Raw genomic sequence first — 15,150 nt, forward strand, 5'->3', positions numbered from 1 at the left:
TCCGTAGATGAACGCACAAATGGAAACGATGTTACATATGAAAAAGAAAATTCAGATGTGTCTAAAAGCAAAACAAACGAACAGATGGCAGACAAAATCTCCAAGCGTTTTAACAGCTGATGGTACCGTTATCATTCAGCTAGAAGGAATGGAGTACGAGCTTGACGGTGGGGATAGCCTGTTTATACGATCTCACATCCCTGTTGTGATCCGTTCTTTATCTAATCAGCAAGTCACAGTCTTTGCTGTTTCATTTGAACATTACATGCTCACAAATGATGCTGATGATGAATTAATTTATAAAATCAATTATGATACCCTGCCTGATAACGGGCAAGTGGTGATGGGCTCACCGCTATTATTTCATCATATTAAACGTTTAAGTGATCCCTCTTATTCAGAAAGTAGCCAAGTGAAGCTACTAAAGCTAGTACTGCAAATATTTCAGCAACAAAATGAAAAAACAACTCATGCTGATCATTATTCAATTCAAATGATTCTTCAATACATTGCAGAGCATTACCAACAAGAACTGACCCGTAAGGACTTAGCACATAAAATGGGCTTTAATGAAAGCTATTTCTCAACTTTTTTTAAGAAAAGCGTTGGGATGAGTGTTACAGATTATATTGCACAAATTCGAATAGATGAAGCAAAAAAGCTATTGTTCAAAACCGATGAACAGGTTCAGGCGATTGCACAAAGAGTAGGCTATACTGATAGCCTCTATTTCAGCAGAAAGTTTCGTCAAAAAACGGGCAGATCGCCTAGTCAGTATCGACTGAGTCGCCAACCAAAACGAATTGCCGCTTTTCAGTTTGTAGGCTCTCTGCTTGCGCTCGGAGTGAAACCAATTTGCATGGAAGAAGATATTGCTCTTTATTCAGATCTGCTTCAAGGTCAACTCAGTGATGTCTTCGTCATTCATGAACATACACCTGACGACGTTTTGAAGGACATGAACTTAGACCTCATTTTAATGCCTGATTATTTCTATACAAATATAGAATGGATGAAACGCATGGAGAAAATCGCTCCTGTGCTTGTTTTTCCGTATAGTCGCCTGAGTCCTGTAGAGGAGGTACTTTGTTTAGGTAGCCTCATCGGAAGGAACGAAGAAGCAAAGCAATGGGTGGAGCGTTATGAGAAGCAAGCACAGAAGGAAAGAGCGCGCTTGACGCCATTTTTGAAAAAAAAGGAAACGGTTGCTTTATATGAAGTAAGGGGACATGACAAGGTGTATATGTGGTCTTTTCATGCGAGAGGAGCAATCAACCTATATAAAACGTTGGGGTTGAAGCCCCCTGAAGCCATTCAAGAGGAGGTGCTGAAACCGGATAAACATGTTGTGATTCCGCTTGAGCGTTTAGCAGATTATGCAGCAGATCATATGTTTTTTATTGTGGCTGTTCGAAATGGATGGTACAGACATATGGACAAACGTATGAAGGAAAGTGATGTCCTGCGTAATTTACCCGCAGTGCAAAATGATACATTCTACCTGTTAAAACTAGAAGAATTTAGATTTGGTGAAGGGGAACGAGCGATAGAAATCATGAAACGATTCTCTCAATTTTTAATAAAAGAATAAGAGTTTCTAACAATTGTCCATAAACAAGTTATGACGATTATCCATAGACCGATAGACAAGCGGTTGATAGAATACGAGAGACAAATAAATGATAATGATTCTCAATGATTCATCATGATATGGAGGAGAAAAGTATGAAAAAACAAGGCATATTTCTTAGTTTAATGACTTTAGTGTTGTTATTCGCACTAGCAGCCTGCGGTCAAAAGGAAGAAAGTAAAAAAGCCGAAGAAAAAACAAAAACGGTTGACACAGTGAAAGGCAAGGTCGAGATTCCAGCAAATCCAAAGCGTATTCTCGTAGATGGCTATTTGGGTAGTGCTGTTGCACTAGGGGTAAAACCGGTTGGTGCCACAACACAAGATTTAAAAAACATACATCTCAAAGGCAAAGTGGATGGTGTGGCAGACATTAGTGATGAACGCTCCGCCGAAAAGGTGGCAAGCTTAAAACCAGACCTCATCATTTCAGCTGTAGACGATGAAAAGGTACTTGACGTCTACAGAAAGATTGCCCCAACGATTGTTTATCCGTTCGGTGTATTTAAAGATTCACAAGAAGAGATCACTACATTAGCCGGCATCTTGAATAAAGAAGAAGAAGGAAAAGCGTTTTTGAAAAAATTTGATCAACGTATGGAAGCTGCTAGAAAGAAAGTGAAAACAGTCATCAAAGAAGGCGAAACAGTGTCAATCTTGGGTGCATTTAGAAATGATGTCTATGTGTATGGGAATGGTATCTATCGAGGTGGACAAGCACTTTACGAACAATTGCAGCTTCAGCCGCCAAAAGAGGTTGCAGACACTATTTTAAATGGAAAGTCAGGATTAGAACAAATTTCATATGAAGTGCTACCAAAGTATGCAGGTGATTATATATTTGTTGATGAAGCCAACGGAGGTACATTCGATAAGAGCAATTCAATATGGAAAAGCTTAAAAGCAGTGAAAAAGAATCAAGTACACGACTTGGATATTACATATTTCTGGCCATTTGATCCAATAGCTATCGCCAATCAAGCAGAAAAATACGTTGAGATATTGACAGAATTATCTCAGAAGTAAGGGGGCTGCTTTTTGTTAAAACGATTTTTCTCCTATTATAAGCCATATATGGGGCTGTTTATATTAGATTTTTCCTGTGCCGTCATAGCGGCACTACTTGAATTATCATTTCCACTTGCGATCAGTATGGTTGTAGATGACCTGCTCCCAAACAGAAACTGGGAAATGATTCTCATCTGGAGTGGAATTTTACTGGCAGTCTATGTCGTCAGCTCAGCGATGAATTATGTGGTGACATATTTTGGACATAAGCTAGGTATCAATATTGAAACAGATATGAGAAGTCAGCTATTCACCCACGTACAAAAAATGTCTTTTCGATTCTTTGATCAAAAGAAAACAGGAAAGCTTGTTTCACGCATGACAAACGATTTAATGGATATTGGTGAAATCGCTCACCACGGTCCTGAAGATTTATTTATTGCAATGATGACTCTTATCGGTGCATTTGCCCTGATGCTATCAATTAATTGGCAGCTTGCCGTCCTCACGTTTCTCATTGTCCCATTCTTAATAGGGCTATCGGTTTATTTTACGAAGAAAATGTCGATTGCCTTTGATCACATGTTTTCAAGCATTGGTCGATTCAATGCTAGGGTTGAGAATAATGTGAGCGGAATTCGAGTAGTGAAGGCATTTGGGAATGAAACGCATGAGATTGATCGCTTTATTGAACACAATGAACAGTTTAAACAAACGAAATTAACCACATACAAAATGATGGCATTACACGCTTCAATTAGTCACCTGCTTATGAAGGGCGTCACCATCTTTGGACTTGTATGCGGGACATGGTTTGTGATGCAAAAGAATATGACCTATGGCGAATTCATTTCATTCGTCCTGCTATCTGGAATCTTTTTAGGACCCATTCAACAAATTAATTCAGTGATTGAGACGTATCCAAAGGGAGTCGCAAGCTTTAAGCGATTTGTTAAGCTCTTAGATCAAGCCCCAGACGAAAAGGACGTCCCTGATGCGATTCATGTCGATGGGCTAAAAGGTGAAATTACATTTCATGATGTCAGCTTTGGTTATGAGAAGGACAGTTTGATCCTTGAGCATATTAATCTGGAGATCAAACAAGGGGAAACGGTTGCCATTGTAGGTCCTTCCGGTGCTGGTAAATCAACGCTATGCAGTTTATTACCAAGGTTTTATGAATGGCAATCTGGAACCATTACGATAGACGGCATTGATAGTAGACAAATGAAGCTGTCTTCACTGCGTCAACAAATTGGAATAGTCCAACAAGACGTCTATTTATTTAATGGGAGCATTCGAGAGAACATTCTTTATGGAAAGCTTGATGCAACTGAGGATGAAATATGGCAGGCAGTGTCAAAAGCAGAGCTAAAAGAACTCGTCGAATCCCTGCCCGAAGGTCTTGAGACAATGATTGGTGAAAGAGGCGTCAAGCTGTCAGGTGGACAAAAGCAGCGTGTATCAATCGCACGTATTTTCCTGAAAAATCCACCTATTTTAATACTGGATGAAGCGACCTCATCACTAGATACTGAAACAGAGGCTTCGATCCAACGATCACTAGAAGAGCTTTCAGAAGGTAGAACGACGCTAGTCATTGCGCATCGCCTTGCAACTATTCAACATGCAGATCGAATTGTGGTTGTGACAAAAGGTGGCATTGCAGAGCAAGGAAATCACAAAACATTACTAACGCAAAATGGCTTATATAAGCGCCTTTATGAAACACAATTCGGGGCATAAAAAGTTCATTAGGAGAAATGTGAAAGCCGGCAAAAAAGCGCCGGCTTTTTTCTCATGACAAGTATTGCAATCTTTTGCCCTAGTTTCTAGGGGCAAAGAGCATTATACTCACACCTATTAAACAAATAAGAGCGCCTACCCAATCGTACAAATCAGGTGTTTTTCGATCCACCCACCATCCCCAAAACACAGCGAGAATGACAAAAACTCCGCCATAGGCAGCATAAACCCGTCCAAAGGTTGGGAACTGTTGGAAGGTGGGGATGACGCCATAAGCGACCAAAATGAGGCTTCCGGCGATCCCGTAGCTGACGGGTTTTGCTTCACGCAGCCAAAGCCACACAAGATAGCCGCCGCCAATTTCTGCTATTCCTGCTAATAAAAAAAGAATGATCGTCAAAATCATGTAAGGACACTCCAATTCATTTCGTTACCTTCTATTATGACATGTTGAAAAAATGTGTTCTACTTCATTTGCATTGTGAGGGGGACGAGAGTTTGCTAGAATCAACTGAACAGAGAATGGAAACACATGGATTCTTGACTTTTCAGATAGAAATGATCCAAATGGCCTTGCTTTTCGTACAGTAAGTACATTCTCATGAGGAGCACACTTCCTTTTTCGGCGCTCTTTTTTTCTCCTTGAAAAAAGAGTAAAGTACAAAGTAGGCTTATTTCAGCAAATCGAGTGATAAGCAATACGTGAAGGATTTCATGATGAATGCAGCATGCTCTTTCTCATGAAAAAGGAAGGAGATGACCATGGATACACTGAAAGATTCTGAGCTGTATCACAAGATCAAATTTGATCGTCACAAGCCTTCGCTTGAAGTGCTGTATGATCGCTATGAACGTGTGTTATATTCGTTTATTTATAAAATGACTGGAAGCCGTGAGCTTGCGGAGGAAGTGCTTCAAGAAGTCTTTATCAAGCTCTGGCGCGGCATAGGAGAATACCATACGGATAAAGGCAAATTCTCCTCGTGGTTATTCATGATGTCACGCAACACGGCCATTGATCTCCTAAGAAAGCACCGGAACGAAACGACATTAGAAGATGAGCATATTGAATATTTAGCCGATCATCAAGAAGATGTATCAAAGGAAGTCGAATGGAACGAGGAAAAACAAATCATACGTGAAGCAGTATCTACATTGTCAAAAGAACAGCAAACCATCATAGAAGATGTCTATTTTAAAGGAATGACACAAAAAAGTATTGCTGAAAAGCTAGGCATCCCCATTGGAACGGTGAAGGGAAGGGTTCGATTGTCATTGAAGCACTTACGGACGAGACTGTCTCGCGGAGGAAAGGGGGAAGAGGCATGACTCAGTGTAAACATCAAGTGATTGATTATTTCAACGGGCATGTACAAGGAGAAGAAAAAGCACAATTTGAAGAGCACCTCAAGCACTGCTCAGCTTGCAAAGAAGAGCTTGAAGAATTGACATCGCTCATGTCTGACATTCCATTTCTAGCAGGTGACCAAACACCTCCGGCAGGGATGAAAGACCGTATTTTATTCCAGGTGTTTGAAGAAGAGGCGGTCGAAGAAAAGAATAGCCCTAGAAAAGAGCTCAAGGCAGCACGTGAACCAAACGAGATGAAACCACTGCAAAAGAAACGAAACCAGTGGCTCTTACCACTTGTGGCCGCACTGCTTCTCATTTCAGCAGCTGGAAACGTGTATTTCTTATCGAATGGAAAAGAACAGGCGGAAGAACCTGTCAGGGTTGTAGCGACAAAATCACTGGCATCAGCCGCATCACCAAAAACAACGGGTGCTTTTTCAGTGATTGAGCATAACGGCAAAAAAGAGCTGGTGGTGAGTGCAGACGGATTAAAAGATCAGCTTGACTCATCTGCTGTTTATCAAGTATGGCTTATTAAAGGCGATCAGCCGGTGCCAGCCGGTGCCTTTCAAACAGATAACAAAGGAGAAGGAACCGTCACTTATGCGTTATCAGAAAAAGAAGCGAGTGAATCATGGGATACCGTGGCAGTCACCCTTGAACCAAAAAAGGATAACAAGCTGCCGCAAGGACCTGTCGTACTAAGCGCTGCATTTTAAATGTGATTCAGGAAGGGTGCCTTTGGGCATCCTTTTTTCATAGGCAAAGGGAACTTTTTGGTAGATCAGACGTAGTGCTTATGGAGGTGAAACAGATGAAACCATACATAGAAAAAGAACTATTTCTCTTATCAGTGAGACACGCATGTATTGCCATTTATTTTCTTGTCATCCCATTTTTGATCCCATTCTTTTATCGCCCATCGCTTTTATTCATTACGCTCATTGCACTTTTTATCACTCATAACTTAGCGGAAAGTATCATTTGGTTTTATAAATCGAGAAAGATCAGAAAGCATCAGTCTGGGGATCTATCGAAACGAGGACATGTCTTGACCCAGATCGTGCAAAGGCTTGAACAGCTGATGATGATCAGTTTTGTGGTGTTTTTTATAAACGAATGGATACAGGGGATAGCAGATATGTCTAACCTCTTCTTCATTACTTTTTTCTTCATCATTGTTTTCCTGCAACACATCCAGTTTTATTACGTTCAGCTATTCTTTGAAAGCTGGTTCTTTTATGTTCCTTCATGGCAAAGAGCTCGCCCTTCTTATATAGCGAGGGAGAAAAAGGCTTTGAATAGATCCTAAATGTGCAGTCACTCGTTCGACCTATCCATAAACATCAGAAAATTATGATAAAATGTGGAAAAGAAGCATATAGAAAGGGAGTGCGAACGAGTGAAAGCTGTTGGACTATTGGAGTACTTACCGATTGAGCATGAGCAAAGCTTGATGGATCAGGAAGTAGAAAAACCTAAAGCAACGGGCAAGGATATACTGGTGAAGGTAGAGGCTGTGTCAGTGAATCCAGTTGATACGAAGGTGAGATCACCGAAGGATCAAAAGGAAGAAAAACTGAAAATTCTTGGCTACGATGCAAGCGGTACGGTTGTTGAAGTTGGCGAAGCGTGTACATTATTTCAGCCTGGTGATCACGTGTACTATGCGGGAGATATCACGCGTCAAGGCTCAAATAGTGAGTATCAGCTTGTGGATGAACGGATTGTGGCAAAAAAGCCTGTTAATCTCTCCTTTGCAGAAGCAGCCGCGATGCCTCTGACGACGATTACGGCATATGAAGCGTTATTTGACCGGATGCATATGAAGCGAAATGCAGAAGGGGCAACACTGCTCATCATCGGCGGTGCAGGCGGAGTAGGTTCTATTGCCATCCAACTAGCCAAATTAGCAAATGCCACTGTGATCGCCACCGCATCAAGACCTGAAACAAAAGAGTGGTGTCTGTCGTTAGGTGCTGATCATATCATTGATCATCATGAGCCGCTTCTTGCGCAGCTTCAGGAAAAAGGAATAGGCGAAGTGGATTTCATTTTATGCCTAAATGATACAGACGGACACTTCAAAGGCATGGCAGAAGCCATCAAACCGCAAGGCACGATCTGTACCATTGTCGAGAATCAGCATAACTTAGACATTCAATTACTCAAAAATAAAAGTGCTGCATTTGTATGGGAGTTCATGTTCACACGCCCTATGTACAAAACAGCGGACATGATCAAACAGCATGAGCTTTTAACAGAGGCGGCTGAGTTATTTGAACAGGGGACATTGACGCATACATTAACAAAGGTTCTCAGTCCGATTAATGCTGCTCATTTGAAGCAGGCACATCAAACCCTTGAACAAGGAAAGATGATTGGCAAATTTGTACTAGAAGGATTTGAGAAAGGGGAGAGTGTATGACGTCATTACAATATCCGATTGGCTTATATGAACCGGCTGAAGAAAAAACGAAAGAACAGCTTGTGGCATGGATTGATCAGTTGGCTGCGATTCCTCAAGAATATGAAACGGTCACCAATCAATTGACAGATGCTCAGCTGGATACACCCTATCGGCCTGGAGGATGGACCGTCCGTCAGCTCATTCATCACGTAGCAGACAGCCATCTGAATGCATACTTACGATTCAAGCTTGCGCTCACAGAAGAAATACCGCACATCCGTCCATATGATCAGGCGGGATTCGCCGAGCTTCCAGATAGCAAAGCGCCCATCAGCCTATCACTGCCCTTAATCAGCAGTCTGCATCGCAGGTGGGTTACATTACTTCGAGGGATGTCAGAGGAAGACTTCACTGCGTCTTATTATCACCCAGCCTATCAACAAACGGTGTCTTTATATGATGCAACAGGTATGTATGTCTGGCATTCAAAGCATCATCTTGCCCATATCACGGAATTAATCAAAAGAAATCAATGGAATTAAAGGAGTAAACACATGTCTGGTAGAAGAATTGTCGGCGCCATGTTTATTTGTATGGCGGCATTGTTTTATGTAGCGAAATATGTCCTTTTCGAGATACGTTATAGTAACAGCTTAGGCTCAGAAAGAACGATTGAGGAACTTGAACAACTGCTGCCTGGCGGTACGTGGATCAGTATCTTTTTTCTTATCATCGGTTTAGGTTATCTTTTATGGGATGACAGAGTCGTTCTTCAAAAAACCTTCATCCTCTCAGATAAACAAGTAGAAGAAGAACTAAAAAAGACGGATCTCAAGTGACCGTCTTTTTTCCTTTTCATGTTTAGCCGCGTTCAGGACGCAGTGCTTTTTCTAAAATAGCCAGCCCTTCGTTGACTTTTGCTTTTTCCTCGTCATTAAGCCGTTGAAGGGAGTTTTTGATTTTTTCGTGTCCTTTTTGATAAATGCTTCTGAAAATGTTTTTCGCTTCCTCTGTTAGTTCGACGACAATGATTCTCCGGTCACGCTCAGAATGCTTTCGCTCGACAAAGTTAGACTGTTCTAAACGGTCAAGCAAGCCTGTCATATTGGACAAAGAAGCCCCCATTTTTTCAGCAATTTCGGATACTTTAAGAGAGCCATGGTTATTGAGCAGCATGAGTACCTTCATTTGAGGCATACTCATATCAAGCTTCATCCATTCTGACACATCTCCGAGACCTGCAGCTGTGAGTACTTTCATATAAAGCACCCATGTCTTTTTTTCCTCTGGAGATAGAATCTCTTCTTTTAATACGGTGGTGTCATGAATATTATATTCCACGCTTGTTCACTTCCTTTAAGCGGCTCTTTTCTCTATATTACTGATTTTTACTTCTAATTGAAAGGTTCGTCAAGCTTTTGAATGTTAAACTGCATGAATCAAGTGGTATTTGTTGTATAATAATGGTCAGTCGAAATAAATGAAGCAACTTAGAAAGTTGGGAAAATCATGTGGAACAAAAAAACGGGTATGACGATCTTAAAAATGCTTTTTCCGATCGTGATTATCCTTGTCTTAATTTTTGTCGCCAAGAAGGAACTGAGCGGCCTTTCCATTAAAAAAACGTTTTATATCATTGACAGCTTGAATCGAATGGACTTGTTTATTCTTGTTTTTCTTGGACTTGTCGCAGTGTTATCGATGTCCTTATATGATTTTATTTTACGAAAAAGCCTGAATATGCCCATCAGCGGCTGGAAAACGATTCGCATTTCTTGGATTGCGAACTCCTTTAACAGTGTCCTTGGGTTCGGCGGTCTATCAGGAGCAGGGCTTAGAACACTTCTATACAAGGAGTACATAACCGATACGAAAAAACTGCTCAAAGGCATTGCCCTTTTGACTTCCTCGGTCCTTTTGGGCTTATCTATTTTCAGCGATCTAATCCTGGTGAGGGTGCTTCCTGTTGAAAGTATTATCAGCCAAGAGCCATGGTTATGGGCCTTTGTGATCATCTTTGCCTGTATTGTGCCTATTTACATCATTATGGCATCCGTACGAAAAAGCTCGATTGAGAGCGGTGAAAGCGGACTGAAGCATCCGATTTACGCTTATATCGGAACATCGTTTTTAGAATGGCTGGCAGCTGGTCTCGTCATGTACATGGCTGTCGTCTCTATGGGGATGAATGTCGATGTACGGATTGTATTAGGCGTATTTGCGATTGCGTCAATCGGCGGTTTAATCAGTATGGTTCCGGGCGGATTTGGTTCATTTGACCTCATCTTTTTACTGAGCATGCAGTACATTGGGTTTGATAAAGAGATGGTGCTGACGGCGCTCGTTTTGTACCGCTTCGTGTACTCGATCTTCCCGTTTATCCTTGGGCTTTGTCTAGCTGCTTACGATTTAACGGGAACGACGCTTAGACGTCTTGAAGGCAATCCGAGAATGGCACCTGCCGTAGAAACAACAAACGTCTTAATTGTGTTGCACCGTGCTTTATTAATCCGTTTATTGTACGGATCAGTATCAATTTTAACTTTCGGAAGCGGCTTGCTCATCATGGCATCTGTTGTGCTTCCTGTCGATCGATTAGGCGTGATTACGAGCATTCCACGCTTTCTATTATCAGGATTTAATGGTCTTTCTTTAATGTTCGGCATCATCCTGATGATTTTGTCCATTGAAGTGTATAAACGAACGAAAAGATCGTATGTGCTGACGATGATCGCCCTAGCAGGCGGCTTTGTGTTTACTTTGTTAAAAGGATTTAACCTGAGTCTCATCTTTATTCTGCCAGTCATCATGGCTGTATTTTTCTCTCTTCGAAATCAATTTGTGAAGCAGCAGGCCCCTTATTCCTTGTATCAGTTTGTGGCGGCTGCCGCTGGTTATTTACTCGTGCTGTTTAACTATAATGTCATCGGCAACTTTATTTGGACAAAAATTGGACATTTCTTGAGTAGGGATTACCTGGTGCATAATGAACGGCATATCACAATGACAAGCATGATTGCGCTCATCGGTGTACCGCTTTTTTTCTTCATTAGCAGATTGATTTTTAATAAAAGAGCATTTCCGATTGGAGAAATAGCAGATGAGGAAAAATTAAAAACGTTTTTAGAGGAAAAGGGTGGAAATGCCCTCAGTCATCTTGGCTTTTTAGGCGATAAAAAATTATTTTTCTCAAGTGATGGAGAGGCGATGCTTCAATTTGGGCGCATTGGCCGCTGCGTCATTGTGCTTGGAGATCCATCTGGACGTAAATCGTCCTATCCACTTGTACTTGAAGAGTTTCTACAGCAGACAGAAAAAGCAGGCTATCGCGTTGCTTTTTATCAAGTAGAACGGGAAGGGATGGCGCTCTACCATGACTTAGGCTTTCATTTCTTTAAGCTTGGAGAAGAAGCCATGGTCGATTTAGAAACGTTCTCTCTTTCCGGTAAGAAAAAATCAAATTTACGGGCTGTGGCCAATAAGTTTGAACGAGAAGGCTATACGTTTGAAATGCTGGAACCGCCTTTTTCAGGTGAGCTTATCTCAACTTTAAAACGGATTTCTGACAGCTGGCTCGGAAAGAAAAATGAAAAAGGGTTTTCGCTCGGCTATTTTCAAGAAGATTATCTTCAAAAAGCACCGATTGCGATTCTGAAGGATGAACAAGGGGAGATCATTTCTTTTGTATCACTAATGCCGATGTATCAAGAAGGGGAGATTTCCATCGACCTAATGCGTCATATGCACGATGCACCGAACGGGATGATGGATGCGCTGTTTATCCACCTTTTTCAATGGGCGAAAGAAAAAGGCTACAAATCCTTTAACATGGGAATGGCGCCTTTATCAAATGTAGGAACATTTCATCAATCTTTCCTCACGGAGCGTTTGGCGAGTGTTATTTTCAACAACGTCAGATTTATGTACAGCTTCAGCGGATTACGGTCGTTTAAACAGAAATATAAACCTGAATGGCGCGGAAAATATTTAGCGTATAAAAAGAATACATCATTACCTGTCACAATGGTGCTTGTCACCAAGCTGATTGGGATGGACCCAAATCGCAACCGGCGTCCATAGATCAAAAACCTTTACCTTTCACTAGGTGAAGGTTTTTTTAGACAAAAGAATAGCAAAAGTGGTAAAGTTGAAGAGTAAGGGGGATGTAAATATGACATTAAATGAATGGTTTAAAAAGGGATTAACTGAACGTACATATGTACACAACATGGAGAAAAACCGAGAAAATCTACTCACGGTGTACAACCAGTACGCAATTCATCAAAAAGAAAAAGAGCTGCTTCAAAAGCTGCAAAAGAAAAAGCTCAGAGCACTTGTCATCACAGCGGATTGGTGCGGAGATGCGATGGTCAATGTACCAATTTTCATGCGTATTGCAAGTGAAGCACTCATTGATGCGCGCTATTTCATTCGGGACGAGCATCTAGATCTGATGGATCAGTATTTAACGAACGGGACCGCAAGATCGATTCCGATTATCGTAATCATTGATCAGGATGGGAATGAAGTAGGTAAATGGGGACCACGCTCAACAGAAGCACAGCGATTTGTTGATGAGAAAAAACCCGACAAGGATGCCCCTGATTTTGAGGAAGCTTTTCAAGTATTTGCGAAAGAAGCCGCACATCACTATACGACAGATCGTTACTTATGGAAAGATATTGAGAAAGAAATAGTAGAAGTTTTGGAAAAAATATAAACCAAAAGACTACTTCGCCGCAACGGGAAGTAGTCTTTTTTTATCTTGTTTTTGCGTCTCACCTACAAAACACCGCATAAAGATGTAGAAAAACCGCAGAATTCTACAAAAAACCGCAGAAAACCGCAACGCATCACGATTTTCCCAACCATTTTTAGTTGAAAAACCTCATATGTGCCATGAAAACCTTAATTTTGCCCTTATCTAAAGGCTCATATAACGCACGTTGGTTTGCTTTTTCCCAATACAAGAGGCCCAGCAACTATAGTAATCTAGTTGTAATCTCCTTTGAACGAACTAAAAAACAAATGACGGAAAAGGGCTGGCGATCAATCTATGAAAAAAATCATTTATCTCGATCAAGAAAAAAAGAAGCTCGCTGAATCGAAAAAAAGAGAACAGCGTTCCATCAAATCACTTAGGCTGCTTGTGTTTTATGACGGGCAAAGTCCTTCATGTGCAAAAGCGATGGACTTGTTGAAAGCTCTCGATTGGAAGAACCGTATTCATTTTGAATCCTTTAGACACTCGCAGCTGCTCAAACTGAACAAAATAAGTGAAGAAAAGGCAGAAAAGCGAATCGTGTCAATTTCCTTAGCCAAAAACCAAAAAAACTCAGGGATCTATACATGGCTGAAAATTGCTTGCAATATCCCTGCATTATGGGGAACGATCCCATTCATCGTGCTCAGCATTTGGTTAGGTTTTGGTCAGCATGCGTACGATTACTTTGCGAGAAAACGGTATGTTCATTCAGTCAAACAAGTCACCCGTCCTGATACAGATCAACAGAAGACCATTTAATGAATAGGAAAAGCATGACCTTCGATCGGCAGAAGGTCATGCTTTTTTGTAATAGGGGACATATGATGCAAGATGATGGAGCAGCGTTCTCGTGTAGGACATAAACGCATGTTCGTCAAGCTCAGAAGCCGCATAGGAAAGCAAGGTTCTAAGAGCAAACAAGTACTCACTGTGCAGCTCATTTTGTTTAAAGTAAGGAAGGGCTGCTTCAATCAAATAGGTTTTCAAATCAAGAGGGTTTTCCTCAATCATCAATTTGTAGATTTTGATCATATATAAACAGTTTGGCTGAATACGAGGCTGTTTTAACAGCTCATGTACGTAGGGAAGTGCCTTTTTGCGGTCATATTCAGCATATAATGTTGCAATTTCATACAGTGTTTCACAGTAACGGTCTTCTATCTGTTCTTGATTAAAGTAATTGAGTGAATCTAGTAAATAAGGCACAGCTGAAGAGAAATCGCCCTCACGTTTTAAGAGCACCCCGTAATAAAAATAAGCGGTCATTTTAATATAGGCATCAGGATAAAGGGACGTGTGCAAAATCACTTCTTTTAAATATTTCTTCGCCGTTTGAAAGGCTTTTAGTTCCAGTGAGATCACGCCATGAATGAGTGTGCAGTGAATGATCCGCTTGAAATTGTTCTTTTGTCTATATAAATCCATGGCTTGATGGGTTGCTTCAAGCGCATCGCCAAGAAATCCCATGTTTCCAAGTGCTTTTGCATAGTGATAATAGAGGTCACTTTGTTCAACAGACGCGTAAGAAAAGCAACTCTCAAGTTTCTTTATGCCTTCTTCAAGCTGACCATTTTTAATGAGATGAATGCCATCTAGATATTCAAATATTTCTTTTTCCGTTTCAATAAAGGTTTTTTCAAATTTCTTAAGAACGCGGTGTGTTTTTAAGGCAAGCGGCTGCTTGTCCGATAATAAATAAAATTGAAATAAAGACAAATGATACTGAATGCCTAAATCTAGCGAAAAGAACTGTTCCTCGTGCTGAATGATCATTTCTGCATTTTGTTCAGCTTGATCGAGTGCATAGAAATACATATTCATTTGAAACTCATCCAAGAGTGACAGCAGATGACGCGCCTTTTGTGACAGCGTTTCTTGACTGATGCCAAGTCGTTCAAGCAGTAGATTGATCGTATCTTGATTGGCCTCCTTTGAGCCATTTTCGATTTTACTTAAATGAGAGACAGAACAAATTCCTTCTGCCAATTCAGATTGGGTCATATTTTGTTTATAACGGTAGAGCTTAATGATTTGCCCGATATTGATTTTCATTCCATCCAGAAGCCTCCCTTCCAATCATGGGTTGAAAGCCTTTTGACAAAATAACCGAATCAGACAAAATGGGAATATACCTGAAATCATTTCATCATATTGGCTTTTTTATCAAAATTTGTTTAAAACGTAATATGATTGTAACATTACTTGAAAAACTCAAACAACTTTTTAGCAGACGGGATGG

At 40.8% G+C, this 15,150-nt stretch carries 15 protein-coding genes; 12 read left to right on the plus strand and 3 right to left on the minus strand.

The window, feature by feature from the left end:
• Positions 1–7: 7 nt before the first annotated feature.
• From MHI33_RS04635 to MHI33_RS04645, 3 genes are all read left to right on the plus strand, one after another.
• Complete coding sequence (locus MHI33_RS04635) at positions 8–1,591, plus strand: helix-turn-helix domain-containing protein (protein ID WP_044139709.1); 1,584 nt, start codon at positions 8–10, stop codon at positions 1,589–1,591.
• 134 nt (positions 1,592–1,725) lie between these two features.
• Positions 1,726–2,655: an ABC transporter substrate-binding protein gene (locus tag MHI33_RS04640; RefSeq protein WP_044139708.1), complete on the plus strand. Its 930-nt coding sequence runs from the start codon at positions 1,726–1,728 to the stop codon at positions 2,653–2,655.
• 12 nt (positions 2,656–2,667) lie between these two features.
• Complete coding sequence (locus tag MHI33_RS04645) at positions 2,668–4,383, plus strand: ABC transporter ATP-binding protein (protein WP_065097464.1); 1,716 nt, start codon at positions 2,668–2,670, stop codon at positions 4,381–4,383.
• A gap of 79 nt (positions 4,384–4,462) precedes the next feature.
• Here the strand turns inward: MHI33_RS04645 and MHI33_RS04650 are convergent, their stop codons facing one another.
• Positions 4,463–4,789, minus strand: coding sequence for a YnfA family protein (locus MHI33_RS04650; protein WP_065097463.1), 327 nt, complete (start codon positions 4,787–4,789; stop codon positions 4,463–4,465).
• Between the two features lie 356 nt (positions 4,790–5,145).
• Here MHI33_RS04650 and MHI33_RS04655 point away from each other — a divergent pair, with 356 nt between their 5' ends.
• From MHI33_RS04655 to MHI33_RS04680, 6 genes are all read left to right on the plus strand, one after another.
• On the plus strand, positions 5,146–5,712 hold the full coding sequence (locus tag MHI33_RS04655) for an RNA polymerase sigma factor (RefSeq protein ID WP_340909509.1): 567 nt from the start codon (positions 5,146–5,148) through the stop codon (positions 5,710–5,712).
• Complete coding sequence (locus MHI33_RS04660) at positions 5,709–6,455, plus strand: anti-sigma factor (RefSeq protein WP_340909512.1); 747 nt, start codon at positions 5,709–5,711, stop codon at positions 6,453–6,455. The genes MHI33_RS04655 and MHI33_RS04660 overlap by 4 nt, the downstream gene beginning before the upstream one ends.
• Positions 6,456–6,550: 95 nt before the next feature.
• Positions 6,551–7,048, plus strand: coding sequence for a hypothetical protein (locus tag MHI33_RS04665; protein ID WP_044139702.1), 498 nt, complete (start codon positions 6,551–6,553; stop codon positions 7,046–7,048).
• Positions 7,049–7,138: 90 nt separating this feature from the next.
• Positions 7,139–8,164, plus strand: coding sequence for a zinc-binding alcohol dehydrogenase family protein (locus MHI33_RS04670; RefSeq protein ID WP_340909515.1), 1,026 nt, complete (start codon positions 7,139–7,141; stop codon positions 8,162–8,164).
• Positions 8,161–8,688, plus strand: coding sequence for a YfiT family bacillithiol transferase (locus MHI33_RS04675; protein ID WP_044139700.1), 528 nt, complete (start codon positions 8,161–8,163; stop codon positions 8,686–8,688). The genes MHI33_RS04670 and MHI33_RS04675 overlap by 4 nt, the downstream gene beginning before the upstream one ends.
• A gap of 12 nt (positions 8,689–8,700) precedes the next feature.
• Positions 8,701–8,985 carry a hypothetical protein gene (locus tag MHI33_RS04680; protein ID WP_044139699.1) on the plus strand — a complete coding sequence of 95 codons (285 nt, stop codon included), beginning with the start codon at positions 8,701–8,703 and terminating at the stop codon, positions 8,983–8,985.
• Positions 8,986–9,007: 22 nt separating this feature from the next.
• Here MHI33_RS04680 and MHI33_RS04685 read toward each other — a convergent pair whose 3' ends face one another.
• Positions 9,008–9,487 (minus strand): MarR family transcriptional regulator, encoded by a 480-nt coding sequence (locus MHI33_RS04685; protein WP_044139698.1) that lies wholly within the window; start codon positions 9,485–9,487, stop codon positions 9,008–9,010.
• Between the two features lie 168 nt (positions 9,488–9,655).
• On the opposite strand from MHI33_RS04685, the gene mprF reads away from it, so the two are divergent.
• The 3 genes from mprF (at position 9,656) to MHI33_RS04700 (ending at position 13,670) form a co-directional block, all read left to right on the plus strand.
• Complete coding sequence (gene mprF, locus MHI33_RS04690; RefSeq protein ID WP_340909521.1) at positions 9,656–12,226, plus strand: bifunctional lysylphosphatidylglycerol flippase/synthetase MprF; 2,571 nt, start codon at positions 9,656–9,658, stop codon at positions 12,224–12,226.
• Positions 12,227–12,317: 91 nt separating this feature from the next.
• A complete protein-coding gene (locus MHI33_RS04695; protein ID WP_003217810.1) occupies positions 12,318–12,866 on the plus strand; it encodes a thioredoxin family protein in 549 nt (182 codons plus the stop codon).
• Between the two features lie 336 nt (positions 12,867–13,202).
• Complete coding sequence (locus MHI33_RS04700; RefSeq protein ID WP_003217856.1) at positions 13,203–13,670, plus strand: thiol-disulfide oxidoreductase DCC family protein; 468 nt, start codon at positions 13,203–13,205, stop codon at positions 13,668–13,670.
• Positions 13,671–13,706: 36 nt separating this feature from the next.
• On the opposite strand, the gene MHI33_RS04705 is transcribed toward MHI33_RS04700, so the two are convergent.
• Positions 13,707–14,963, minus strand: coding sequence for a transcriptional regulator (locus MHI33_RS04705; protein ID WP_340909525.1), 1,257 nt, complete (start codon positions 14,961–14,963; stop codon positions 13,707–13,709).
• Positions 14,964–15,150 lie beyond the last annotated feature (187 nt).

It is taken from the genome of Bacillus sp. FSL K6-2971, from assembly GCF_038006405.1.
Lineage (GTDB): Bacteria > Bacillota > Bacilli > Bacillales > Bacillaceae > Bacillus > Bacillus pumilus.

What these genes read in the sequence shown, in the direction of transcription:
- MHI33_RS04635 (WP_044139709.1), top strand. Translation starts at nt 8, where the DNA reads ATGAACGCACAAATGGAAACGATGTTACATATGAAAAAGAAAATTCAG.
- MHI33_RS04640 (WP_044139708.1), top strand. Translation starts at nt 1,726, where the DNA reads ATGAAAAAACAAGGCATATTTCTTAGTTTAATGACTTTAGTGTTGTTA.
- MHI33_RS04650 (WP_065097463.1), bottom strand. Translation starts at nt 4,789, where the DNA reads ATGATTTTGACGATCATTCTTTTTTTATTAGCAGGAATAGCAGAAATT.
- MHI33_RS04655 (WP_340909509.1), top strand. Translation starts at nt 5,146, where the DNA reads ATGGATACACTGAAAGATTCTGAGCTGTATCACAAGATCAAATTTGAT.
- MHI33_RS04660 (WP_340909512.1), top strand. Translation starts at nt 5,709, where the DNA reads ATGACTCAGTGTAAACATCAAGTGATTGATTATTTCAACGGGCATGTA.
- MHI33_RS04665 (WP_044139702.1), top strand. Translation starts at nt 6,551, where the DNA reads ATGAAACCATACATAGAAAAAGAACTATTTCTCTTATCAGTGAGACAC.
- MHI33_RS04675 (WP_044139700.1), top strand. Translation starts at nt 8,161, where the DNA reads ATGACGTCATTACAATATCCGATTGGCTTATATGAACCGGCTGAAGAA.
- MHI33_RS04680 (WP_044139699.1), top strand. Translation starts at nt 8,701, where the DNA reads ATGTCTGGTAGAAGAATTGTCGGCGCCATGTTTATTTGTATGGCGGCA.
- mprF (WP_340909521.1), top strand. Translation starts at nt 9,656, where the DNA reads ATGTGGAACAAAAAAACGGGTATGACGATCTTAAAAATGCTTTTTCCG.
- MHI33_RS04695 (WP_003217810.1), top strand. Translation starts at nt 12,318, where the DNA reads ATGACATTAAATGAATGGTTTAAAAAGGGATTAACTGAACGTACATAT.
- MHI33_RS04700 (WP_003217856.1), top strand. Translation starts at nt 13,203, where the DNA reads ATGAAAAAAATCATTTATCTCGATCAAGAAAAAAAGAAGCTCGCTGAA.
- MHI33_RS04705 (WP_340909525.1), bottom strand. Translation starts at nt 14,963, where the DNA reads ATGAAAATCAATATCGGGCAAATCATTAAGCTCTACCGTTATAAACAA.